Source organism: Salinivibrio sp. IB872 (assembly GCF_001995345.1).
Taxonomy (GTDB): domain Bacteria; phylum Pseudomonadota; class Gammaproteobacteria; order Enterobacterales; family Vibrionaceae; genus Salinivibrio; species Salinivibrio proteolyticus.
On record NZ_MUFO01000015.1, the window covers coordinates 23,183 to 46,560 of the forward strand.

21 protein-coding genes are annotated in these 23,378 nt (G+C 51.9%); 5 read left to right on the top strand and 16 right to left on the bottom strand.

Features of this window, described 5'->3' with window-relative positions; genetic code table 11:
- Window positions 1-4: 4 nt before the first annotated feature.
- Window positions 5-430: a Zn(2+)-responsive transcriptional regulator gene (zntR, locus tag BZJ18_RS08145; RefSeq protein WP_394329759.1), complete on the top strand. Its 426-nt coding sequence runs from the start codon at window positions 5-7 to the stop codon at window positions 428-430.
- A gap of 89 nt (window positions 431-519) precedes the next feature.
- Here the strand turns inward: zntR and fis are convergent, their stop codons facing one another.
- From fis to BZJ18_RS08190, 9 genes are all read right to left on the bottom strand, one after another.
- A complete protein-coding gene (fis, locus tag BZJ18_RS08150; protein ID WP_002542007.1) occupies window positions 520-816 on the bottom strand; it encodes a DNA-binding transcriptional regulator Fis in 297 nt (98 codons plus the stop codon).
- 22 nt (window positions 817-838) lie between these two features.
- On the bottom strand, window positions 839-1,804 hold the full coding sequence (gene dusB, locus BZJ18_RS08155; RefSeq protein WP_069587013.1) for a tRNA dihydrouridine synthase DusB: 966 nt from the start codon (window positions 1,802-1,804) through the stop codon (window positions 839-841).
- A 229-nt stretch (window positions 1,805-2,033) separates the two neighbouring features.
- A complete protein-coding gene (prmA, locus tag BZJ18_RS08160) occupies window positions 2,034-2,921 on the bottom strand; it encodes a 50S ribosomal protein L11 methyltransferase (protein ID WP_077456055.1) in 888 nt (295 codons plus the stop codon).
- Between the two features lie 123 nt (window positions 2,922-3,044).
- On the bottom strand, window positions 3,045-4,388 hold the full coding sequence (gene accC / locus BZJ18_RS08165; protein ID WP_077456056.1) for an acetyl-CoA carboxylase biotin carboxylase subunit: 1,344 nt from the start codon (window positions 4,386-4,388) through the stop codon (window positions 3,045-3,047).
- 11 nt (window positions 4,389-4,399) lie between these two features.
- Complete coding sequence (gene accB / locus BZJ18_RS08170; protein WP_077456057.1) at window positions 4,400-4,861, bottom strand: acetyl-CoA carboxylase biotin carboxyl carrier protein; 462 nt, start codon at window positions 4,859-4,861, stop codon at window positions 4,400-4,402.
- 25 nt (window positions 4,862-4,886) lie between these two features.
- Window positions 4,887-5,342, bottom strand: a complete 456-nt coding sequence (gene aroQ / locus BZJ18_RS08175; RefSeq protein ID WP_069586980.1) for a type II 3-dehydroquinate dehydratase — start codon at window positions 5,340-5,342, stop codon at window positions 4,887-4,889.
- Between the two features lie 347 nt (window positions 5,343-5,689).
- The gene (gene acs, locus BZJ18_RS08180; protein ID WP_077456058.1) at window positions 5,690-7,639 is read right to left on the bottom strand and encodes an acetate--CoA ligase; all 1,950 of its coding nucleotides are present in this window, start codon (window positions 7,637-7,639) and stop codon (window positions 5,690-5,692) included.
- A gap of 244 nt (window positions 7,640-7,883) precedes the next feature.
- On the bottom strand, window positions 7,884-8,507 hold the full coding sequence (locus BZJ18_RS08185; RefSeq protein ID WP_069586978.1) for a 3'-5' exonuclease: 624 nt from the start codon (window positions 8,505-8,507) through the stop codon (window positions 7,884-7,886).
- A gap of 1 nt (window position 8,508) precedes the next feature.
- Window positions 8,509-10,305, bottom strand: coding sequence for a DUF294 nucleotidyltransferase-like domain-containing protein (locus tag BZJ18_RS08190; protein ID WP_077456059.1), 1,797 nt, complete (start codon window positions 10,303-10,305; stop codon window positions 8,509-8,511).
- Between the two features lie 197 nt (window positions 10,306-10,502).
- Here BZJ18_RS08190 and BZJ18_RS08195 point away from each other — a divergent pair, with 197 nt between their 5' ends.
- From BZJ18_RS08195 to BZJ18_RS08205, 3 genes are all read left to right on the top strand, one after another.
- On the top strand, window positions 10,503-11,684 hold the full coding sequence (locus tag BZJ18_RS08195) for a 3-phenylpropionate MFS transporter (RefSeq protein WP_077456060.1): 1,182 nt from the start codon (window positions 10,503-10,505) through the stop codon (window positions 11,682-11,684).
- A 103-nt stretch (window positions 11,685-11,787) separates the two neighbouring features.
- The gene (locus BZJ18_RS08200) at window positions 11,788-15,234 is read left to right on the top strand and encodes a hybrid sensor histidine kinase/response regulator (RefSeq protein WP_077456061.1); all 3,447 of its coding nucleotides are present in this window, start codon (window positions 11,788-11,790) and stop codon (window positions 15,232-15,234) included.
- Window positions 15,234-15,458, top strand: a complete 225-nt coding sequence (locus tag BZJ18_RS08205; RefSeq protein WP_077456062.1) for a hypothetical protein — start codon at window positions 15,234-15,236, stop codon at window positions 15,456-15,458. The genes BZJ18_RS08200 and BZJ18_RS08205 overlap by 1 nt, the downstream gene beginning before the upstream one ends.
- 12 nt (window positions 15,459-15,470) lie before the next feature.
- On the opposite strand, the gene BZJ18_RS08210 is transcribed toward BZJ18_RS08205, so the two are convergent.
- From BZJ18_RS08210 to BZJ18_RS08240, 7 genes are all read right to left on the bottom strand, one after another.
- Window positions 15,471-15,992: a hypothetical protein gene (locus tag BZJ18_RS08210; RefSeq protein WP_077456063.1), complete on the bottom strand. Its 522-nt coding sequence runs from the start codon at window positions 15,990-15,992 to the stop codon at window positions 15,471-15,473.
- Between the two features lie 72 nt (window positions 15,993-16,064).
- Entirely contained in the window at window positions 16,065-17,792 is a 1,728-nt protein-coding gene (locus BZJ18_RS08215; RefSeq protein WP_077456064.1) for a sodium:solute symporter family protein, read from the bottom strand.
- A gap of 12 nt (window positions 17,793-17,804) precedes the next feature.
- Entirely contained in the window at window positions 17,805-18,071 is a 267-nt protein-coding gene (locus tag BZJ18_RS08220) for a DUF4212 domain-containing protein (RefSeq protein WP_069586971.1), read from the bottom strand.
- Window positions 18,072-18,251: 180 nt separating this feature from the next.
- A complete protein-coding gene (locus tag BZJ18_RS08225) occupies window positions 18,252-18,884 on the bottom strand; it encodes a MarC family protein (RefSeq protein ID WP_077456065.1) in 633 nt (210 codons plus the stop codon).
- 37 nt (window positions 18,885-18,921) lie between these two features.
- Window positions 18,922-19,554, bottom strand: coding sequence for a response regulator transcription factor (locus BZJ18_RS08230; protein ID WP_077456066.1), 633 nt, complete (start codon window positions 19,552-19,554; stop codon window positions 18,922-18,924).
- Window positions 19,555-19,641: 87 nt separating this feature from the next.
- Complete coding sequence (locus BZJ18_RS08235) at window positions 19,642-20,157, bottom strand: thioredoxin fold domain-containing protein (protein WP_077456067.1); 516 nt, start codon at window positions 20,155-20,157, stop codon at window positions 19,642-19,644.
- Window positions 20,158-20,205: 48 nt separating this feature from the next.
- Window positions 20,206-21,180 carry a helix-turn-helix domain-containing protein gene (locus tag BZJ18_RS08240; RefSeq protein WP_158011268.1) on the bottom strand — a complete coding sequence of 325 codons (975 nt, stop codon included), beginning with the start codon at window positions 21,178-21,180 and terminating at the stop codon, window positions 20,206-20,208.
- A 184-nt stretch (window positions 21,181-21,364) separates the two neighbouring features.
- On the opposite strand from BZJ18_RS08240, the gene BZJ18_RS08245 reads away from it, so the two are divergent.
- The gene (locus BZJ18_RS08245; RefSeq protein ID WP_077456069.1) at window positions 21,365-23,377 is read left to right on the top strand and encodes a TonB-dependent receptor domain-containing protein; all 2,013 of its coding nucleotides are present in this window, start codon (window positions 21,365-21,367) and stop codon (window positions 23,375-23,377) included.
- Window position 23,378 lies beyond the last annotated feature (1 nt).

Here is a 23,378-nt window from a genome sequence, read left to right on the forward strand (position 1 = left end):
CAAGTTGCTGCAAATCGGTGAGCTTGCCAAGCACTGTGGTGTCTCCACCGATACGCTGCGTTTTTATGAAAAATCAGGCTTGCTAGCACCGAGTGCGCGCACAGAGGGTGGATACCGGCTTTATGCTGATGATGCCATCAGCCAAGTAATGTTCATTTTGCGCGGTAAAGAAATGGGGTTATCGCTTGATGAAATTCACGAGCTGTCTGACATTCGCGAAGAAGCGACGTTACACACCTGTGCAGAAGTCAAAGGGATCACCCAGCGGCGCCTGAATGAGGTCTCAGAGAAGATAGCCGCACTTGAGCGGGTCAAGCATGCACTGACACGTTTAAATGCCGCCTGCTGCGGTATGGACGACGATGACGCGACCCATTGCTCAATATTAGAAACCCTAGCGGACAGCGAAGATTCCAACTCATGCTGTTAAGGGAAGGTGCGTTGCACCATCAGAGAAAACAAAAACGGGCTAACCGATTGACGGCTAGCCCGTTTTATAACAGCCAAACCAATGATTGATTAGTTCATGCCGTATTTTTTCAGTTTCTTACGCAATGTACCGCGGTTGATGCCCATCATGGTGGCTGCGCGGGTTTGGTTACCGCGGGTGTATTGCATGATGGTATCCAGCAGTGGCTGCTCAACTTCTGCGAGGACAAGCTCATACAGATCGTTGACTTCCTGGCCATTCAATTGCGCTAGGTAGTTCTTCAGGGATGCTTTTACAGAGTCACGAAGTGGCTTTTGCGTAATTTGATCTTGTGAAGTTACAGTCGTTACTGTCAATGCTTCGGAAGTCAGGTTTTGTTCGAACATATTCTGTCAGCTCTTCTCGTATTTATGCAACGTTGTCGAAGTAGCCTTGCAGCGCATCGATCTGCTGTTGTGCATCTTCGATTGCGTTGAAGGTTCGGCGAAAATCGCCAATTTGATCATGCTCTTTCAGGTACCAACCCACGTGCTTACGGGCGATACGTAATCCTTTGAGCTCCCCATAAAAGTGATGAAGCTCTTGAACATGACCCAACAAAATCGTCCTAACCTCTTCTAGTGAAGGGGCAGGCAGGTACTCACCAGTGGTGAGATAGTGGTGGATTTCGCGAAAAATCCACGGGCGTCCTTGAGCAGGACGACCAATCATCAATGCATCAGCACCTGTGTAATCCAGCACATAACGTGCTTTTTCCGGAGAATCAATGTCGCCATTGGCTATCACCGGGATCGACACAGCCGCTTTGGCTGCTTTAATGCTGTCGTACTCCGCTTCCCCTTTGTACATACAGGCGCGCGTGCGGCCATGCAGGGCAAGGGCTTGGATACCACAATCTTCCGCCATCCGGGCGATCTCTACACAGTTCTTATTGTCCGGGTCCCAACCTGTACGGGTTTTCAATGTCACCGGCACATCCACCGCGTTTACCGTGGCTTTGAGGATTTGCTCAATGAGGTCCGGTCGCGTTAGCAAGGCAGAGCCGGCTAACTTCTTATTGACCTTTTTCACTGGGCAACCCATGTTGATGTCGATGACTTGTGCCCCGTTTTCGACACAAAAGCGGGCCGCCTCGGCCATTAGCTCTGGCTCGGCACCGGCGATCTGAACCGAACGAAGGCCAGACTCGTCAATATGAACCATGCGCTTTTGCGATTTGTTCGTTCGCCATAAGGCTGGATTAGACGACATCATTTCACTGACAGCCATGCCTGCGCCGTGCGCAAGACATAACTCACGAAAAGGTCGGTCCGTGACACCTGCCATTGGGGCAACGATCAACGGGACATCCAGGTTATAAGGTCCGATACGCAAAAGCTCTAAATCCTCTGTCAGCCGCTCTGAGTCAGCAAGGGCGCGCATTTTACGCATTTTTGACGCGTCTGAAAAGGACAATATTTGAGCATTGATGGCTTGATTTTTACAGCACTTTTTGTATCAGTCGCGTTTCGCTGATTAATCAAGCATTTCGAGTAGCACGTCAACAATGACTTACCGACCTTGTTAAGGGTACGGTAAGCTGTTTGTACGACGATGTGAACGATTAAGCGGGTAACTGACCGCTAATTCGGCACCATTCTTCACGCACTACGATCGGGTCGATAGTGAGGCTGTCGCGGTAGTGATTGGCAACGTCTTCAGCTTGGGTATCGAGGACACCAGACATCGCTAATTGGCCGCCAGGTTTGATGAGTCCTTTGATCACGCCAGACAGCTCACGGAGTGGACCGGCCAGAATATTGGCCACCACCACATCGGCTTGGAGATCGGCCGGTTGGTCTTTAGGCAAATACAAGTGCAGTTGGTCGGCGACACTGTTGCGCTCTGCGTTATCTTTGGACGCCAGTAGAGCTTGAGGATCGATATCAATGCCAATCACACGCTCGGCACCGAGTTTGATGGCAGCAATCGCAAGGATCCCAGAGCCACAACCGAAGTCGATTACCGTTTTACCGCTGAGGTCGAGTCCGTCGAGCCACTCGAGGCAAAGCGCGGTGGTCGGGTGTGATCCTGTGCCAAAGGCGAGGCCTGGGTCGAGCATCACGTTGACGGCATTATCATCAGGGACTTCACACCAAGTTGGGCAGATCCATAAGCGCTCACCAAACTGCATTGGCTTGAAGTTATCCATCCAAGCGCGTTCCCAGTCTTTATCCTCAAGCTGTTCGATCTTGTGGGCAAAGTTGTCCGCCAACAATGGGCTTGCGTTTAACACTGCCAACACGGTCGACATGTCCGCTTGGGCGTCGTATAACGCCATGATGTCGGTTTCGCCCCACAGACGGGTTTCACCAGGCAAAGGTTCAAAAACAGGCGTGTCTTTGGCATCTAAAAAGGTGACGGAAAGGGCGCCCGCTTCTTCCATTAGTAGGTCGCCAATGGCTTCTGCATTTTCAGCAGTTGCATTTAGTTTTAATTGGATCCAAGGCATGGTGAATCTCGAGTTGATCAACGAATGACGATGATTTTATCAGATCCGTGTTGTGTATGCCGTAAACAAAAACGACCTACGAGGATGTAGGTCGTTTTACGTCTATCCGTTTTCAAAAGCAGATTAAGACAATCCGAGTTTCTTCTCGAGATAGTGAATGTTGGCACCACCGTGTTGGAAGTGCTCATCGTTCATAATATCGATTTGCAGCGGGATATTGGTTTTAATGCCATCAATCACGGTTTCGGCCAGCGCATTGCGCATGCGAGCAATAGCAACATCGCGATTCTCACCGTAACAAATCAGCTTACCAATCATGGAGTCATAGTGAGAGGGAACACGGTAGCCCGCATAAACATGTGACTCCCAACGCACACCCATACCGCCTGGTGAGTGGAAACGCTCGATTTTACCCGGGCTTGGAATAAAGCGCTCTGGGTCTTCGGCATTAATACGACATTCGACGGCATGGCCGCGAATACGAATGTCATCTTGGGTAAACGACAGAGGCTGACCCGCTGCAATGCGCAGTTGCTCTTTGACCAGATCAACACCGGTAACCATTTCGGTGACAGGGTGTTCAACTTGGATACGGGTGTTCATCTCGATAAAGAAGAACTCGCCGTTTTCGTACAAGAATTCAAAGGTACCTGCGCCGCGATAACCGATTTCGATACAGGCACGGCAGCAACGCTCGCCGATAAACTTACGCATTTCAGCGGTAATACCCGGCGCTGGCGCTTCTTCAACCACCTTTTGATGACGGCGTTGCATCGAGCAATCACGCTCACCGAGATGAATGGCGCCACCTTGGCCGTCCGCCAAGACTTGCACTTCGACGTGGCGTGGGTTCTCAAGGAATTTCTCCATGTACACCATGTCGTTGCTAAACGCGGCTTTGGCTTCGGCGCGGGTCATCGCAATGGCATCCACCAGTTCGGCTTCAGAGCGAACCACACGCATACCACGGCCACCGCCGCCGCCTGACGCTTTGATGATCACCGGGTAGCCAATACGTTTGGCGATGGTTTTGTTCTTTTCCTGATCGCTACCCAATGGGCCGTCAGAGCCAGGGACACAAGGGACGCCTGCTTTTTTCATCGCTTCGATTGCAGAGACCTTGTCACCCATCAGACGAATAGTTTCGGCTTTGGGGCCGACAAAGACAAAGCCAGAGCGCTCTACTTGCTCAGCAAAATCGGCGTTTTCCGACAGGAAGCCATAACCTGGGTGAATCGCCACCGCGCCGGTGATTTCAGCGGCGCTGATGATACGAGGAATATTTAGGTAGCTTTGGTTGCTCGGCGCTGGGCCGATACAAACCGTTTCATCCGCTAACAGGACGTGCTTTAAATCGCGGTCTGCAGTGGAGTGTACCGCCACCGTTTTAATGCCGAGTTCTTTACAAGCACGCAAGATCCGCAGCGCGATTTCACCGCGGTTGGCGATAACAATTTTATCTAACATACGGCCCTCGCTTATTCGATGATTACGAGTGGTTCGTCGAACTCAACTGGCTGGCCGTCTTCACACAGAATCGCTTTTACCACACCGCTCTTATCTGCTTGGATCTGGTTCATCATCTTCATTGCTTCAACGATACACAAGGCATCACCTGCATTGACTTGGCTGCCAACTTCAACAAACGGTGCTGCATCTGGGCTTGGCGCGCGATAGAAAGTACCCACCATTGGCGAAAGAACTTGGTGACCCGTCGGCTCTGGTGCGCTTGCCGGCGCTGCGGCTGGCGCTTCTGCGGCCGTTGCTGCTGGAGCGGCAGGCGCAGGGGCTGGCATGGCATACTGTGGTGCAGCAAACTGAGGCGCGGCAGGTGACGAACGGCTGATACGTACCGACTCTTCGCCCTCAGAAATTTCGAGCTCAGCAATGCCTGACTCTTCAACCAGTTCGATCAATTTTTTGATTTTACGGATATCCATGGTGTCGTCTCTTCTTGTGTTTGTTTTACTGAGCTGCAAACGCCAAATGGCGCGCAGCTGCCGTTAATGCGAATTCGTAGCCATCTGCTCCCAACCCACAAATTACACCGACAGCCTTGTCAGAGAGGTAGGAATGATGACGGAAGGGTTCTCGAGCATGCACATTGGAAAGGTGCACCTCGATAAACGGGATCCCAACACCGAGCAACGCGTCGCGCAGGGCGACGGAGGTGTGCGTAAAAGCGGCAGGATTGATAATGATAAAATCCACCTCACCCATGGCTTGGTGAATGGCATCGATCAGGTTGGCTTCACTGTTGGATTGTAAGTGCTCAAGGTGAAGCCCTAAGGTTGCCGCTTGGGCATGCAACGCGGCGACGATTTGATCGAGCGTTTGGCTACCGTAATGATCGGGTTCACGTTGGCCTAGCAAATTGAGGTTTGGGCCATTTAAGACTAAAACACGGTTATTTGTAGACATCTTGACGCTTACTTCTCCTATTTGCTGTCAATGAGCAGCATTTTGTGGATTCCAGCCTGATGGCATGCTGAATGGGCTTCAAGCACGCCGATTTGTCCTTAGCGGGCTCAATTATAGAGAATTCACCGCAAATCGCAGCAAAATACTGGTCTAATCAGCACACTTTCCCTTTATGGTGTAGCAAAAACTGTCGCGATTGTCGATTGCTGCACTGTCAAGGTTGTGTGTTTTTTATCGACAATAAGGATAGGAGTGGTGTGTGCCCAGACAGTTCAGTGGTACAGATCATAAAAACAAAAAAAGCCGCCCGTAGGCGGCAAAGGTTGCTAAGCAATCGTGTCATTGCGCTATACCACGTTTTCTTTCTCGGCAATGAGCTTATCGACCACACTCGGATCGGCCAGCGTTGAGGTGTCGCCAAGGCTACCGGTATCACCGGTGGCGATTTTGCGCAGAATACGGCGCATGATTTTTCCAGAGCGAGTTTTGGGTAAGGCGTCGGTCCAATGGATAAAATCGGGCGTCGCAATAGGGCCAATCTCTTTGCGTACCCACTCTTTCACCTCTTTATGCAGCTCGGCGCTGGGCACCTCACCGGCGTTCAGAGTGATGTAGGCATAAATCGCTTGGCCTTTGATGTCGTGTGGCACACCCACGATGGCGGCTTCGGCAATTTTATCAAAGGCCACTAACGCGGATTCGATTTCTGCTGTCCCCATTCGGTGGCCGGATACGTTAAGGACATCATCGACACGACCTGTAATCCAGTAGTAGCCGTCCTCATCGCGACGCGCGCCGTCACCGGTAAAGTACATGCCCTTGAAGGTTGAGAAATACGTTTGCTCAAAGCGGTCGTGGTCGCCAAACACGGTACGCATTTGTCCCGGCCACGAGTCCAACATCACCAAATTCCCTTCAGCCGCACCGTCGACAATGTTGCCGACGTTATCGACCAATGCAGGTTGTACGCCAAAGAAGGGTCGGGTGGCAGAACCGGGTTTGAGGGCGGTCGCGCCGGGCAAGGGGGTGATCAATATGCCGCCGGTTTCTGTTTGCCACCACGTATCCACAATCGGGCTTTTCCGATTACCAATGGTGGTGTAGTACCACTCCCAGGCTTCCGGGTTAATGGGTTCACCCACCGAGCCCATAATGCGCAGCGAGCTACGTGTCGTTCCCTCAACGGCTTCATTGCCTTTGGCCATCAACGCGCGGATGGCGGTCGGTGCGGTGTATAAAATATTCACTTGGTGTTTATCAACCACTTCGCTCATACGTGCAGTGGATGGGTAGGTGGGCACGCCTTCAAATAAAATCGTCTTCGCGCCATTAGCTAGCGGGCCATAAATGAGATAGCTGTGGCCGGTGATCCAACCCACATCGGCGGTACACCAGAACACCTCGCCGTCTTGATAATCAAAAACGTATTTGAAGGTCATCGCGGCATACACGAGGTAGCCGCCTGTGGTATGTAGTACCCCTTTTGGCGTCCCGGTTGAGCCAGATGTATAGAGGATAAATAAAGGGTCTTCGGCATTCATTTCTTCGGGAGGGCAATCGGTTGATGCGTTTGCGGTGGCTTCATGCCACCACACGTCGCGACCTTCGTGCCAATCAACTTGTCCCCCTGTGCGTTTGAAAACCAGCACGTTATTGACTGACGTGACTTTGCTGTTGGCAAGGGCTTCATCGACGTTCTTTTTCAATGGCACTGCACGGCCGCCACGAACGCCTTCATCCGCGGTAACCACGACTTTAGCGTTGGAGTCGATAATACGTCCTGCCAGCGCTTCAGGTGAGAAACCGCCAAATACCACTGTGTGCACAGCGCCAATACGGGCACAAGCGAGCATCGCGACCGCGGCTTCCATGACCATCGGCATATAAAGACAGACTACATCGCCTTTTTTGACCCCATTGTCTTTAAGCGCATTAGCAAATTGGCACACCTGTTGGTGGAGCTGCTTGTAGGTCAGCATGGCATCGTCCTTTGGATCGTCTCCTTCCCAAATTAAGGCAACCTGATCGCCTTTGTCTTGCAGATGACGATCGATACAGTTGGCGGCCACATTCAAGGTACCATCTTCAAACCAACGAATATCGACGTGGCCGGTATCGAAAGAGGTATGTTTCACCTTGGTATAGGGTTTGATCCAATCAAGAATTTGCCCGTGTTCGCGCCAAAAGCCTTCGGGGTCGGTCACTGATTGCTGATAAAGCGCTTGGTAGGTGGCTTCATCCGCGTGTGCCTTTTGTGCAATTGAAGGCATGACGGGGTATACGTGACTATCGCTCATCCTGTTTCTCCTCGTGTCCGCGTAATCTCATGCGGCGCTTCCATGTCGTGAGATGTCAGGCTGTACCGCTGCCTGGCAAATGAAAACCATGCCCTTAAAGGTGTGATAGTTCGTGGGATCCGGCAATTAGACTTTAGGATGAGGCCATTGATTTATAAGTGGTTTGTGCGCTTATTGGACCATAGATTGGGGGATTGATCTCACTTTTTGTGCAATACGTGTCGTAAGGCAGGATCGCTGTTGGCTATTGCGAACGTAGCATAGGCATGTCGCCATATTGCAAGCGCACGTAAATCAAAGCGGCGGCGATGGTATCGTCCAGTGCATCATGACGGGCAGGCAAAGGGAGGTCTAAATGGCGACTGATCGCTTCCATACTGATGTCATGGTAGGCATTGGGCAGTAAACGCTCTAATTGACGTTGATAAATATCGCTAACTTCAATCACGGGATTGGGTAACGGAAAGCCTAAAAAACGCCGTGCGTAGCGATCTAAGATCGTTTTGTCGTAGCGAATATGATAGCCAACCAAAGGATGGTTATGGATGAAGGCGATTAACGTCGTCATGGCTTGCTCAGCGCTGACACCCTGTTCAAGATCTTGATGGCGCAACTGATGAATACGAACCGAGCCAGCGTTCAAGCTTTTTGGCGCCACTAAGGTCAAGGTGAGCGCTTGGCTGGTGAGTATTCGATTCCCTTGAATTGGAGTGGCGGCGATAGTAACGAGTTCTGCACGCTCTGGATCTAAGCTGGTGGTTTCGCAGTCGAGCGAGATCACTGTGCTGCGATCCGAGGGTAAGAAGAGCGCGCGGTAGGACGATGTCCGCAATCGGTAGCGGTACCATTGACGTGACAACCAGTTCACTCTAGTCCCTCACATGGTAGTGGTAGGCGAGGGATTCTTTGAATTTTTTTACCACGTGGAGGCCGTGGCGTAAAAGATCTCGCTCGCTGGAAGGAAGCGCAGAGACATCGATATAGTTACTCTGTTGCTCACCACTTAATTGTTGGCGTAACCGCAGTCGGATAAATAGCTTCAGCGCCTCGGCGAGATTCTCTGCCGTTTCTTCGGCCAGTGTCCCTATGTTAGCCAGCCTCTCAATCCGCTCAAAGGTATTGGTTTCGCTGACCCCTTTTTCTAGGCTCATGGTGCGAATGCCGTGCACAATCGGAAAGATGCCGCCTTTTTTGATGTCGAGCCCTTCTTTACCACTCTTTAATGAGCCAAACACCGTCAAAGGGACTTTGAACGCTAATGCCGGGCGCACAAAGGTATTTAAGGTCAGCATATTATCGGTGAGCGAGGCTTTAAGTGGCGTTTGAATCGCGTCGATAAGCTGGCTGTCGCCCGCAACAGGATGCGCATCGGCGAGAATGGCTAAATCCATCACGCTTTGATGATTAGCACTTTGCGCTAAGTTACGAATGGTTTGTTGCCATTGAGACGCGCTTTTCACCCACTTGGGATTGCTGACCATCACCTGCCCAGGGCAGGGCGGATAGCCGAGTAGATTTAAGGTATGTGAAAAGGCCTCCATCACGGTTTGGCACTCGGGCCAGGTGAGATCATTGGCCAAAATGAGTGCGTTATCTTGATCGGTTTTAAGTACTTGCTCGCCGCGCCCTTCCGAGCCCATCACCACCAAACAGCATTGCTGCTGATAGGGCTCGGGCACGATGAGGCGAAACGCTTTTTCCATGATTTGTTCATTCACGGTCGCGATGAGCTTCATCACAAAGCGGGTGTGAATACCGTTGTTAAACAGGGTATGAACCAATTTGCTTTGGCTATTTGCCGCTAACACCAGTTCATCGACGGTTTGTGCGCGCGCAATGCGTAAGTTGAGCACATGAGAATGGGTGGAGAATAAGCTCAATACTTGCGGCAGGTCGAGCGTGCCGACGGTCTGTTCCTGATCATCGACGACACGGACACGCTTCACTCGCTGACGCGTCATGGTGATCATGGCATGAAAGAGAAAGTCACCTCGCTCGACACTGATCACAGGGCGGGTAGCGATATTTCCCACCGGGACCGATTGATCATGGCCGTCGAGTACCAAGGCATGCAGCAGATTGGTGCGGGTAATAATGCCGCAACTTCCGTCCTCGTAATCGACCAAGGCGCAATCACAGCGTTGTGCTTTCATTTTTGCGGTGGCGTCCCTAAGAGGAACATCGGGGGTCACACGCAGCGCCGGTTGAATATTGGTGTCGTCAATGCGAGTGAGCATGAACTCGGCTAAGTTCTGTTGCTGGCGAGCCTGTGCGATTAACTGCTGACGACGCTGCAAGTTAGTATCAAAGTAAGCACTAAAATCTTGATTGGTATGATAAATGGCGAGGAACACGTCGGCCGGCAGTAAGTGACATAAGGTATCTTCTAGGGCGCGATATTGGTGCTTGGCGGTACCGTTTAATATCGCTGGGACATCAAATAGATCATCCGTGGTGTAGTGCGAAAAGGTTTCTTTGCCGTCTTCCGACACCTCTTCCACACTGCCTTTGATAATGATAAAGAGCTGATCGCCACTATCACCGGCGGCGAGCAGCGTATCACCACGTCGGAAGTAGGCAACGTCTATGGCTTGGCGGCATTGTTTGACTTGGGACGCCGTCAGGCAATCAAACGGTGCATGAGAGGTGTCAAACGGTTCAGGCATAATCGCACTCCCCACAATAATATTTCTAGTGTGTCGCACGTTATCTGTTCCGGCTAGCCGACTTTAGTCTAGCCAGTTGCGACGAAACCTAGGCGGAGATCAACGAAGTGATGAGGATATTCGCTGAGTAGGGCTTTTTTTCATGTCAAAGAGTTGAGACACTTAGCCGCGAATCTATCTTGATGTGAAGTAATGAAATGAGCTTGTCCCACTGTTCTCCTTTTCGTTGGCTGTCAGAGTACTTTGGCGGTTTCTTTTTCTCTTACGGTGTCTACTTGCCGTTTTGGGCGGTTTGGTTTGATTACATGGGGTTGCATGCCGGGGTGATTGGTACGCTGATTGGCTTGGGCTTTGCGACCCGTTGTGTGGCCAACTTAGTGTTTACTCCCAAAGTGCAGCGGGTGGAGTCGTTACTGCCTGCACTGCGTGGCTTAACCTTAATGGCGTTGTTGACCTGTGCGTTGCATCCTGTGATGGGTGCGAACATTGCGTGGCTCGCGTTGGTGACTGTGCTCTTTAATCTGGCGATTGGGCCATCGGTGCCTTTGTCCGACGCGTTAGCGAACTATTATGCGCGCCATCAGATTATCGACTATGGTCGAACACGCTTGTGGGGATCGATTGCTTTTATTGTCGGATCAAGTTTGACGGGATGGCTGGTGACCGAGGAAACCGCCGCGATTATCCCTTGGGTTGCGATTGGAGGCTTGTCGGCTTGCTTGCTGTTAACCTTACGTCGCCCGACAGTGATGCCGGAAAGTGAGCATGACGCGGCCCACAGTAAGGTGTCGATGCGCCAACTTTTTCGTGACCCTCACATCGTGGTATTCCTGCTGATCGCCTCCTTGCTACAAGGCAGTCATGCCGCGTATTACAGTTTTAGCGCTATCTATTGGAAGCATGCCGGTTACAGCGAGAGTATCGTGGGCTATTTGTGGAGTCTGGGTGTGGTCTCGGAAGTGGCGGTTTTTGCGCTGGGCGCACGTCTTTTTGGTGGGTGGTCTGCCAAAGCCTTGTTCCGTCTTGCCGCGCTCGGCGTGTTAGTGCGATGGGGGATCACTGGCTCGACGACAGCCTTGGCGCCAGTGATAATGGTGCAACTGCTCCACGGGATCACCTTTGCCGCCGCCCATTTGGGTGCCATGCAATACATTCAGCGCGAATGTGGGACGCGCCTTGTCGCGGTACAAGCCGCCTATAACGCCCTCCCCATGGGCGCGGTGGTTGCGGCGCTGACGGCAGCTAGCGGTTGGGTGTATGACTTTTCTCCAGCGTGGACCTTCTATGCGATGGCGTTGCTGGCACTGCCGGCGCTGTTACTGCCTTTGCATGAACCTCAGTACCAACAAGCAAGAAAGGCCCGCTTGCAGCAAAGTTAGCCACGAGGCCCACAAAGCCGAGACAGGAAGATTGAGCCGGTGTCTGTCGCGTGTTACACCCTTCTAGGCGGACGAAAAATACGCAGGGGTCAGGAAGGGAGTCATGACACAAGGCTGGGTAATTGTCTCGGTTTCACTATTGTACATGGGGACGCTGTTTGCCATCGCATGGTATGGCGACAGCCGCCCGCGTTGGCTACGAACGTGGCGCCCTTGGATCTATAGCCTTTCTATCGCGGTCTATTGTACCTCGTGGACTTTCTTCGGTACGGTCGGTCAAGCCTCTAGCTCGCCGTGGTCGTTTTTACCTATCTATTTAGCGCCCATTTTAGTGTTCACGCTGGGATGGCGCTTTCTCGCCCGCATGATCTTAATTGCCAAACGAGAGCACATCACTTCGATTGCCGACTTTATCGCGGCACGTTATGGCAAATCACAAGGATTGGCGGTAGCCGTCACTTTGATTGCAGTCATCGGTGTTCTGCCTTACATCGCGCTGCAGCTACGCGGTATCGCCATGGGGTTAGATGTGCTTTCGCCTGAGCTCGGAGCCAGCATTGGCTTAGAGCAGCCCCAAATAGCATGGTTGGTATGCATCTCGCTCGCGATGTTCACCGTGTTATTCGGCACACGCCATATCGATAGCACCGAGCACCATCGCGGTATGATGATGGCGATTGCGTTTGAATCGGTGATCAAACTGGTCGCGTTTTTGGGCATTGGCGTATTTGTGGTGGTGCTCTTGTTTCAAGCGCCGAGTTTGCCCATGAGTCTCGAAGAGTCCGGAGTGATCGGGCGGCCAGATATAGGCAATTTAATCATTCACACCTTACTGACGGCTGCAGCCATTATTTGTTTACCTCGTCAGTTTCATACCATGGTGGTGGAGAATACCCGTGCCAGCGACCTCAATACTGCCCGCAAAGTGTTCCCGACCTATTTGTTGCTGATGTTGGTATTCGTTTTGCCGCTCGCGTACGCCGGACAAATGCTGATCCCGGATGCCCCAGCGGATACGTATGTGATTCGTTTGCCCTTATCGGTGGGTGCCGAAGGCATGGCGTTATTGGCTTTCATGGGGGGCGCATCAGCGGCGAGTGGTATGGTCATTGTCTCGACCATTGCGCTGGCTATTATGGTTTCGAATGATCTGGTGTTACCCCTTTTGCTGCGGCGGATGAAGATGACGTCGCGTAATTTCACGCAGTTCTCTGGCCTTTTGCTCAACGTCCGTCGCGCCTTAATTTTTCTTATTCTTATTGCCGCTTGGGGCTTTTACCACCTGATTTTAACGGTGCCAACATTATCAGAAATTGGCTTTCTCTCTTTTGCGGCCATTGCGCAGTTTGCCCCCGCGATGATCGGTGCCTTGTATTGGCGCCAAGGTAATAAGAAAGGCGTGTATGCCGGCTTGGCGGTGGGGTTTAGCTTGTGGCTGATCACCATGATGACGCAAACCGGGATGCTTGCCGGCGATGGGCAGAGCAACCTGTTGATTTGGGTGATCACACCACCGGCGATTGCGCCTATTGCAACGCTAGATCCCATCGATTGGGGCTTGGCATTTAGTGTGTTAATGAACGCTGCCAGTTTTGTGGCCGTGTCACTGTTAACCCGACCGTCTTTGAGTGAGCGATTGCAAGCCGCCGCGTTTGTAGGCATGCCGCTACCAGAAAGTGAAGATGCACGCCTATACCAAAGCCGAGTCACGGTGGCAGAGCTGGAAATGCTCGCGGCCCGTTTTGTCGGCCGGCGGCGGATGCGTCAGGCATTTAGCCAATTTGCCGATCAACGTGGTGAAGACTTGATCCCGCAACAGCAGGCGAGTGCTCCCTTGATTCGCCATACCGAACGCGTGTTGGCGGGGGTGTTCGGGGCATCGTCTGCGCGGTTGGTGCTATCGTCTGCCTTACAAGGGCGAAATATGCAATTGGAAGAAATTGCCACCATTGTTGATGAAGCGTCTGAGTTGTTCGATTTCTCGCGCGGTTTGCTCCAAGGCGCGATTGAACATATCAATCAAGGGATCTCGGTGGTCGACAAACAGCTACGGCTGGTGGCGTGGAATCAGCGTTATATTGATATGTTTCAGTTTCCACCCGGATTGATTCAGGTGGGACGCCCGGTCGCTGATTTGATTCGCTTTAATGCCCAACGCGGACTCTGTGGACCGGGCGATCCGGAAGAGCATGTCGAGAAACGAGTCCATCATTTAACGCGTCGTCAGCCGCATACCTCCTCACGTGTGCACCCTGATGGACGGGTCATTGAGCTCCAAGGTAACCCCATGCCCGGCGGTGGCTTCGTGATGACCTTCACCGATATTACTGCGTTTCGCCAAGCGGAGGCGGCGCTTAAGCAATCCAATGAAACCTTGGAAGCACGAGTGACGGAGCGCACCCGTGAGCTTGAATCCCTCAATAGCCGGCTGATTGATGCCACCCGCAAGGCTGAATCCGCCTCACAGTCGAAAAGCCGTTTTCTCGCGGCGGTCAGTCACGATTTGATGCAGCCTTTGAATGCGGCACGCTTATTTGCCTCCTCGCTATCGGAGATTGCCCATAATGCCGACACGCAACGGATTGCTGGCCACATCGAAAGCGCACTGGAAGGGGCGGAGGATTTGATTGGTGACTTGCTGGATATCTCGCGATTAGAGTCGGGCAAGATGAAAGCGCGGATTGAACACTTTGCATTGAATGATGTACTCACGGCATTAGAAGCAGAGTTTGGCGTATTGGCCAACCAACAAGGCATGCGCTTTGATGTTCAACACTGTCAAGGCTGGGTACGTTCAGATAAAAAACTGCTCCGTCGCGTACTGCAAAACTTTTTGACCAATGCCTTTCGCTATAACCCGAGAGGACGGGTGTTATTGGGAGTACGTCGCGAAGAAAACCGATACCGTATTGAAGTGTGGGATGATGGTGACGGGATCCCGCATGATCGTCAGCAAGATATTTTCCAAGAATTTACTCGCCTTGACCGTCAAGGTACAGAGCAAGGGTTAGGGCTGGGACTTGCGATAGCGAGGGGGATCAGCCAGATCTTGCAGCAGCCGCTTGGGTTGCGCTCTTGGCCCGGCAAAGGCACGGTTTTTTCTATCTCGGTAGATCAAGGCACGCCCGAGGCCGTGGTGTCTGCCGAGCCGCGTTCACCCAGTGCTGTTTCGGCGAGTGCGCTAAAAGGATGCCGCGTGCTGTGTGTGGATAATGAAACCGATATTCTAACCGGTATGGCACAGTTGTTATCGCGCTGGGGGTGTGATGTGCGTTGTGCGCCTGATGTCAGTGGTGCCATGCAACAAATTGATGATGATTGGCACCCAGAGTTTGTGCTTAGTGACTACCATTTAGCTAATCAACAAACGGGATTGCAGGTCTTACAACAATGTCAGTTGCGTTTAGGGCGCTGTTTCCGTGGCGCGATTATCAGCGCAGATCGCAGTGCTGACATTCAACAGTCGGTCACTGGACTGGGGTTTGCTTACATTTCCAAGCCAGTCAAACCACTCAAACTTCGCGCCTTATTACAACAACGAGGACAGTAATGGATCCATTTAGTATTTCTCGTCTCGACACAGACATTGGCACGGTCCGAGTGGACGGTCGGTTTAATCCCGTGGATGGACATATCGACATCGACGATCTTGCCCATTTGGACAGTCATGGTTGGGCGGACGTGAACCATTGGCTGACAGAGCAGGCTTATGAGCATAAAGTCGCCACGATCTTGCACGCCATTCGTGGCTACTTAATCGGAAGTGATGCGTAGCAAAGGTAAAGGTTAGGACGCGTCCTGTGTTTTCTGATGCTCGCTGTAGAATGTTTTATGCTCAATAAAGGTGGTCGGTGCCTCAGCAAAGTAGTAGCTGCCATCCACACTCACCGCGAGACGAATTTGCGCTTGCGCATCGGTGGGGGCGGGAAGCGACACCTGCCAAGCCGTGCCGGTTTCATCTGTTGCTTGCATTGACTGTGGCTGAGGCTCAGTGCCTGTATGCGCCATGCTGATCCTCGCGCCTTCGAGGGGTAACGCGCTTGCTAAACGCAATGTTAGCCTATCATTCTGCACGCCGTCAGACTCTAATTTTAGCTTTATATCGCCATTTTCAAGCTGACAAAAGCCACTGGTGTAGCGACAATTTGAGCGCACCGCAAGCGGGTAACTTTGTCCTGACTGGGCCGCTTGAGGAGGCTCAGACACACTGGCATCGACCGAAAAATAGGCGATGATGGCTAAAACTGGTGCAACCAGCATCGCAATGACGACATGCTTGTTCGTTAATAATCGTGTGACCGTTGACATCAGGCCTCTCCTTGGCTGGAAGTAACCAACAGTATAAAAGCCCCCGTAGGGGCTTGATAGGTTAATACCGTATTAGTGTGATTGCGCATCGCCTGCGCCCGATGGCATGCGAACGTGTTCGACCAAATCTTGTACCTCTTGTGGGGTTTCTTTAGTCACGCGAGAAACGAGGATGGCTACCACAAAGTTACAGATTGCACCGACGGCACCAAAGGCATTGGGTTCAATCCCCAAGATCCAGTTGCTGCCAAGGCCTTCTAGGTATGTCCATTCAGGGATAAATAGGATCCCTTTGTGTTGGAACACATAGAATAGGGTGACACTGATCCCTGCAACCATCCCGGCGATCGCGCCTTCCTTGTTGATGGTCTTGGTAAAGATCCCCATCATCAGGACTGGGAAGATTGATGAGGCGGCGAGACCGAAGGCCAGTGCCACTGTCCCAGCGGCGAAGCCAGGTGGATTCAGTCCCAAATAGCCAGCACCGGCGATGGCTAATGCCATGGATATCCGGCTCGCCATGAGTTCGCCTTTTTCACTGATATTCGGGTTAACGACCCCTTTGATTAAGTCGTGGGATATTGCTGACGATATCGCAAGCAACAATCCCGCAGCAGTCGACAGTGCCGCAGCAAGACCACCGGCAGCCACTAGTGCAATGACCCAGTTAGGTAGCTTGGCAATTTCGGGGTTGGCGAGCACCATGATATCGCGGTCAACACGCAGCTCATTGGTCTCTGGGTCAGAGGTGTACTGAATTTTCTGGTCACCGTTTTTGTCTTCAAAACCGAGCAGGCCAGTGGTTTCCCAGTTTTTAAACCAGTCCGGACGCTCGTCGTACAGCAAATTATCACCATTAGGTAGATTGACGGTATCCATCAAGTTTAAGCGAGCCATCGCAGCGACGGCAGGTGCTGAGGTATACAAAATCGCGATAAAAAAGAGTGCCCAGCCAGCAGAGGTTCGCGCATCGCGCACCTTAGGGACGGTGAAAAAGCGGATAATAACGTGAGGTAGACCTGCGGTACCGATCATCAGTGACATGGTGTAGGCAAACATATTGAGCGTACTGCCACGCACCGCGGTAGTGTATTCGACAAAACCGAGCTCAGTGACCACTTGGTCGAGCCGATCGAGCAAATACTGATCCGTACCTGCCATGGTGCTACCCAGACCTAACTGCGGGAACGGGTTGCCGGTGAGCTTTAGCGAGATAAAAATAGCAGGGATCGTATACGCCAAAATAAGCACGCAATACTGAGCAATTTGGGTATAAGTAATGCCTTTCATCCCGCCCATCACGGAATACATGAAGACAATCACCATACCGATTAACAGCCCGGTGGAGTAATCGACTTCCAAGAAGCGTCCAAATGCGACCCCAACCCCTTTCATCTGACCGATAACATAAGTGACCGAAGCGATAATCAAGCAAACCACCGCCACGATACGCGCGGTTTTCGAATAAAAGCGCTCACCGACAAACTCGGGGACGGTAAACTTGCCAAATTTACGCAGGTAAGGCGCGAGGAGTAGGGCGAGCAGCACAAAGCCACCGGTCCAGCCCATCAAAAAGACCGAGCCGCCATACCCCATAAAGGCAATCAAACCGGCCATGGAGATGAAGGAGGCCGCTGACATCCAGTCGGCAGCGGTTGCCATCCCGTTTGCAACGGGGTTAACCCCACCGCCAGCCACATAAAACTCTTTGGTTGACCCTGCTCGAGCCCAGATCGCAATCCCGATATAGAGGGCGAACGTGAACCCGACAACAATGTAAGTAATGGTTCTTAAATCCATGCGTGTGTCCTCTTACTCGTCGTCTACACCGAACTCGCGATCGAGTTTGCGCATCTGTTTGGCATACACAAAAATGATGCCAAGGAAGGTATAAATTGACCCTTGTTGAGCGAACCAAAATCCCAACTTATAGCCTGCGATTTGAATCGTGTTGAGGGCATCCACGAATAAGATCCCAAAACCGAATGAGACAACAAACCAGACAATCAGCAAGCTGATCATCAGTTTTACGTTTCTCTCCCAGTAGGCTTTCGCGTGTTCCTTGCTTTGAAACGCCATCGCCATCTCCTTGTTTAACACGTTAATGGAATGTTACATGAAGACGATAGCAGTGGATGGGCAAAGCGACATTGCAACTTTAGTCGAGCCACAAGCGCGCCAATATGGCGAAAAGACAGGATTTTTGTGAGCTAGGTTGGGCTAGCTCGGGTTGAGCTAGCCACGACTTGCGCCAAAGGTCTAAGTCAGGTGATAAAACTTTTGGATCCCTTCGAGCAAATTAGCAACGGCGACGGAGGCGAGGATTAGCCCCATGACACGACTGACAATCGAGGCGCCGACATTACCGATCACTTTGTGTATTACATTGGCCCCGAGGAGTAAGACCAAGGTCGCGACTAAGACTAAGAGCATCACTCCGGCTGTAATGGCTTGCTCAGCAATGGCATAGCGATTGTTATCCGTGAGCATGACAATGGCCATCATCGCGCCGGGTGAGGCGATAGACGGCACTGCTAAGGGATACACCGCAGTTGCGGCTATCTCGGCCTTATCCACGTTTTCGCTGAGCATTTTGGCTTCTTGACTAGGCTTGCCTTCGCCGAAAATCATGGTTAAAGAAAATAACAGCAATACCAGCCCGCCTGCCGCTTGAAAGGCGGGCAAAGGGATTTGCATGGCTTCGAGTAAAATCTGGCCGACAATTAAGAAGAACAATAAAATCGCGAAAGCGATCGCTACCGCTTTCACTGCCACGCGGCGCTTTTGTTTGGGGGTCATGTGGCTGGTTTGCGACAGATAGATGGGCACGCTACCGATAGGATCGATCACGGCCCATAAAATCACGAATTGCGTAGCAAGAATACTTAACATAAGCGGCGCTCCAAGGTCGAGATGTGGCGCTAGCGTATCAAAGTTCGATATTCGATTGCTGCAATAAAATCACTGCTTGAGTACGATTTTTTACCCCGAGCTTGCGAAAAATCGCTGTCATGTGTGCTTTGATGGTGGCCTCGGAGACTACCAAGTCGTAAGCGATCTGCTTATTCAGCAAGCCATCGCAAAGCATACGTAGTACTTTGTATTGTTGCGGCGTTAAGGCGGCTAATTTGCTCGACAAGCATTCACTGTCGTCATCGTCACCTAAGTCATCAGGAAAGCAAGGAGTGCCCTCAAGGACTTGGGTTAACGATTGCACCAGCGTACGCATATCGCTGGATTTTGGGATAAAACCAAATGCGCCATGGGAGCGGACTTGGCGGATCACGCTGGGCTCTTCACTGGCGGAGACCACCACAATCGGCAGCGTCGGGTATTGGTGACGCAGGGCAATCAACCCCGACATGCCATTGGCGCCCGGCATTTTTAGATCCAGTAGCACTAAATCGACCTCGGCATCCCGTGCCAACAGATCGTTTAAACTATCCAGACTATCTGCTTCGAGTAGATTCGCGCCGCTGACCGCCATATGCACTGATTGAAATAAGGCATTTCGAAACAGCGGATGGTCGTCAGCGATCACAATGGTATGTTGCGCTTCCATGGTGTTTATGCCGCTCCCGTGTTTCTTTCAACGCTACCACTGGGTGTGCGGTTTATCAATTTTGTAACAAAGGAACTAAGAGATTGATCATTCCTCGCTTTTATCCCGAACCATGAGTCCGTGTTCAGAAAGATGGGAAAGAAATGTCTCGGGAGGTAAAAAGCCGGTAACGCGTGCGGTTTCATCCCGTTCACCACTGGGTAACCAAAAGTCGAGGGTGGGCAAACCCGCCACATTTTGGCGACGCATAAGGGCAAAATCTTCAGGACGATTATGGCTAAGGTTCACTTTAATCCGGTGCATGCGGTTAAGTTGCTGGGCCACGTCGGGATCGGTAAAGGTTTGTGTGGCGAACTGCTTACACGGAATGCACCAATCGGCGTAGTAATCGACAAAGGCGATTTTCTGACTCGCGGCTGCGTTGGCGAGCTCTGCATCAAGCGCTGTTTGGCTGTTGACGGTCACAAACGTTGGCGCCGCGACGGTATGCGATGCGTTTGCAGGAGTGGTGGCTTGCTGCGAGTGAACAATATAAAGCGCACTGGCGCCTAATGCGGCAATCAACGCCCCAGCCGTCAGTGCGAAGCGGCGACCCTGTCTCATACTTTTTCCTTTTCATGCTAATAGGATGAGTATACACAAATACCATGATCACACCGCATGGGTGTGCGACTGGATCAACTGACCGGGCGTCATACCAAACTGACGCTTAAATGCGGTGACGAAATTAGAGGGATGATGGTAGCCCGCCCAGTAAGCCGCTTCGCCAATTGACATTGCCTCATGCAGTAACTTTTCTTTGACCACCGCGAGCCGGCGGCGCCGAATGTAATCAGACACGGGCACGCCCAGATGGGTACGAAAACGACGCTGCAGTGTGCTGCGACTCAGGCCGCACGCCTGAGAGATGGTCGATAAGGTCAATGCGGTATGCAGTCTGGTCTCAATATACGCGACGGCTTTTGCGACTTGTGGTTCATGGGTGGTAGGGATGTGTTCGACAACAGGCTCAATGATCAGGTGAGCGGCTTGGTCACACAGATGCTTGATGATGGTGAGTGCATGTAGATGCTGGGTCAGGGGATCAGCCTCATGTTGCCGATTAATACTGGGCAATAAGGCGCGAATGGAGTCAAGTATGGAGGGACTCGGTTGCCAGCGTACACTGCCTAAATGATGGCGATGCAAGCCACTAAGCAGTGGCAAGGCTTGCTCGTCTGCATAGCCATTAAGCCATTCAGGTGACAGCAGTATATTCACTTTTTTCAGGTGGTTACCTTCAATTAAGCGACGGCGAAAGGTGCTATCACGACCCACGGAGACGGCAAGCGCTTGGGGCTGGTGGCGTGCATCACACCGATAGGTGTGGCCATCGTAGGCAAACTCCAGCATGCCTTCGAGGACTATCACTAGCGTGATCCCCAGATGGGCACGGTGGAGCACATTGGCATCACATAACTCATCGGTGATCCCGCCATCGATATGCAACCCTCCCGGGCATAAGGTATGTGAGAACTGCCCTCGCACCAGAGATTGCGTCCGTTGCGAGTGGTTAGCCATGATCTCGGCGTGACCCTCTGTGCTGGATTCTCGTTGTGTGCAAACAACAGACACGGGTGCTGCCATAGTGTTCCCCCTTAACTGCTGCATCAACGCGTTATGCATAAAAACTCTGCACATAAAAGCTCTGCGCATAAAAGCTTGATGCACGCGCATAACTCTTTTTTCTTCCTGAAAACCACTTAAACAGTAACATAAATGCGAATTAGTATCATTTAGTTATTTGGGTTACCCAAGAAGGAAATGAATTATGACGTTGTTACTTCCCGCCAAGGCGCGTCCGGCTTTGCTTGCGCTGAGCATTGCCAGTGCTTTGTGTCCCTCTGCGATGGCTGATAGCCCCGAAGGTGAACGCATAGAAACGGTGTCCGTGTGGGGCACAAAAGTGTCTAGCTCCTCCCGTTACCTGGGGGAGGCCGATCTTACCGTGAAGCAGCCCGATCACCTCTCTGACTTATTGCGTGATATTCCCGGTGTGGATGTGGGCGGCACGCACTCGCTCACCCAGCGCATTAATATCCGTGGCTTTACCGAACAAGATCTGGATATCACCGTCGATGGCGCCTCACAAGGCGGTAAAATGTTCCATCACATCAGCAACCTCACTTTAAATCCTGACATTTTGCAGCGTGTTGATGTCGCGGTGGGCGCATCGTCGATTCTCACCAGCGAGCTGGGGGGCGCGGTCGCGTTTGAAACCAAAGATCCGTACGATCTCTTGCGTGCGAATGAGACATTTGGGGCACGCCTAAGTGGGGGCTGGGGCAGTAACGATTACCAGCAAGGCTCGTTGACCGTTTATGGGTTGTTGAGTGATGAATGGGATGCGATGGCTTATATCAGCCGTTTTGATCGCGACAACTTTAAAGACGGCAATGGGCATCGTACCTTCGGCGGTGAAGGTGAGGTCACTAATGGCTTAGTGAAACTAGGTTGGGAGCCTGAGAGTGGGCATCGCTTTGAAGTCAGTTATGACAAGTACCGCGATAAGGGCGATTACCTGCCGCGTCCTGATATGGGCGTGAGCTTCAACCGCAATCGCACGGGCGAAATGACGCTGCCAGTGACCTACGATCGTGATACCGCGACGATCAACTATGAATACACGCCGTCACAAACCATCGAATTAAAAGCGCTGGCCTATTATAACCAGCTGTCACTCACCCGTGATGAAACCGAATTTGCGACCCACCCATTTCTGGCTGATCGCAAAGGCGTCAACGTGGCAGAAGACACGAATATTGGGGTAAAACTCAGTGTGTCGCAGCGTATTGGCGATCATCAGCTCGCGTACGGTGCGCACTATGAAAACCAAGACAACGACACCCAATTTGCCAAACCGGGTGTACAGATTTTGGAGTCGGCCGACAAGATTGCGCTGTATGTGGAAGACAAGATAGCGCTGACCTCACGCTTTTCTGTGACGCCAGCGGTACGTTATGACAGCTTTGATCGTCGAGCGACCAGCTCGAGTCAGCGTTACGATGATGTGTCGCTGGCGTTGGGTGCTGAGTTTGTCGCTAACGACTATCTCACCCTGTTTGCCAACAGTCGAGAGCTGCACAAAGCGCCGCCGTTGAATGAATCATTCACCACCACAGCACTAAGCGAAAGCGCGGATAAAGACTTGAAAGCCGAGCATGGCCGGACCGATGAAATTGGTGTGCGCCTCTCAAACGCAGCGGCGCAAAAAGACTACTTGTTAACCGCCAATCTGACGATATTTCGCACTGAGCTCGATGATGAAATTGTGGTAAGTAGTTACAAAGATGGCAGTGGTAACTGGGCTTATGAAACCACCAACCGTGGCGATGCCACCTATCGTGGCTTTGAGGCCAGTACCTATTGGGCATGGCAGCAGTGGACGGCGTCAGCCAGTTACAGTCGCACGGATGTGAGTTATTCAGAGGCGTATCAACTGGATCAAATTTTTGGTCGCGCTCGCCACCTCGGCGATACCCTTGCCTTGAATGCGGATTACGCGTTGAACAGCTGGGATGTGCTGCTGGGGTGGAACACCCAAATTCAGCGCTCGACCACTGTTCCTGATAGCAACTTGACCAAACCGGGCTACACAGTACACAACGTGTTCGCTCAGTGGCAACCGATGGCGGTAGACGGGTTCACTTTGACGGCTGGGGTCGACAACTTGTTTGACAGTCGCTATCGCTCGCATGCGTCAACCTCAGGTGAACGAGGCGCAGAAATCCTCGATTACGAGCCCGGCCGCAATATTAAATTGACGGCGTCTTATCAATTTTAAC

Coding starts and splice junctions, on each gene's coding strand:
- accC (WP_077456056.1), bottom strand. CDS start 4,388: ATGTTAGATAAAATTGTTATCGCCAACCGCGGTGAAATCGCGCTGCGG.
- BZJ18_RS08220 (WP_069586971.1), bottom strand. CDS start 18,071: ATGGCGTTTCAAAGCAAGGAACACGCGAAAGCCTACTGGGAGAGAAAC.
- BZJ18_RS08215 (WP_077456064.1), bottom strand. CDS start 17,792: ATGGATTTAAGAACCATTACTTACATTGTTGTCGGGTTCACGTTCGCC.
- BZJ18_RS08190 (WP_077456059.1), bottom strand. CDS start 10,305: ATGCCTGAACCGTTTGACACCTCTCATGCACCGTTTGATTGCCTGACG.
- acs (WP_077456058.1), bottom strand. CDS start 7,639: ATGAGCGATAGTCACGTATACCCCGTCATGCCTTCAATTGCACAAAAG.
- BZJ18_RS08225 (WP_077456065.1), bottom strand. CDS start 18,884: ATGTTAAGTATTCTTGCTACGCAATTCGTGATTTTATGGGCCGTGATC.
- BZJ18_RS08230 (WP_077456066.1), bottom strand. CDS start 19,554: ATGGAAGCGCAACATACCATTGTGATCGCTGACGACCATCCGCTGTTT.
- aroQ (WP_069586980.1), bottom strand. CDS start 5,342: ATGTCTACAAATAACCGTGTTTTAGTCTTAAATGGCCCAAACCTCAAT.
- accB (WP_077456057.1), bottom strand. CDS start 4,861: ATGGATATCCGTAAAATCAAAAAATTGATCGAACTGGTTGAAGAGTCA.
- BZJ18_RS08240 (WP_158011268.1), bottom strand. CDS start 21,180: ATGGCAGCACCCGTGTCTGTTGTTTGCACACAACGAGAATCCAGCACA.
- BZJ18_RS08235 (WP_077456067.1), bottom strand. CDS start 20,157: ATGAGACAGGGTCGCCGCTTCGCACTGACGGCTGGGGCGTTGATTGCC.
- BZJ18_RS08195 (WP_077456060.1), top strand. CDS start 10,503: ATGAGCTTGTCCCACTGTTCTCCTTTTCGTTGGCTGTCAGAGTACTTT.
- fis (WP_002542007.1), bottom strand. CDS start 816: ATGTTCGAACAAAACCTGACTTCCGAAGCATTGACAGTAACGACTGTA.
- BZJ18_RS08210 (WP_077456063.1), bottom strand. CDS start 15,992: ATGTCAACGGTCACACGATTATTAACGAACAAGCATGTCGTCATTGCG.
- BZJ18_RS08200 (WP_077456061.1), top strand. CDS start 11,788: ATGACACAAGGCTGGGTAATTGTCTCGGTTTCACTATTGTACATGGGG.
- BZJ18_RS08245 (WP_077456069.1), top strand. CDS start 21,365: ATGACGTTGTTACTTCCCGCCAAGGCGCGTCCGGCTTTGCTTGCGCTG.
- prmA (WP_077456055.1), bottom strand. CDS start 2,921: ATGCCTTGGATCCAATTAAAACTAAATGCAACTGCTGAAAATGCAGAA.
- BZJ18_RS08205 (WP_077456062.1), top strand. CDS start 15,234: ATGGATCCATTTAGTATTTCTCGTCTCGACACAGACATTGGCACGGTC.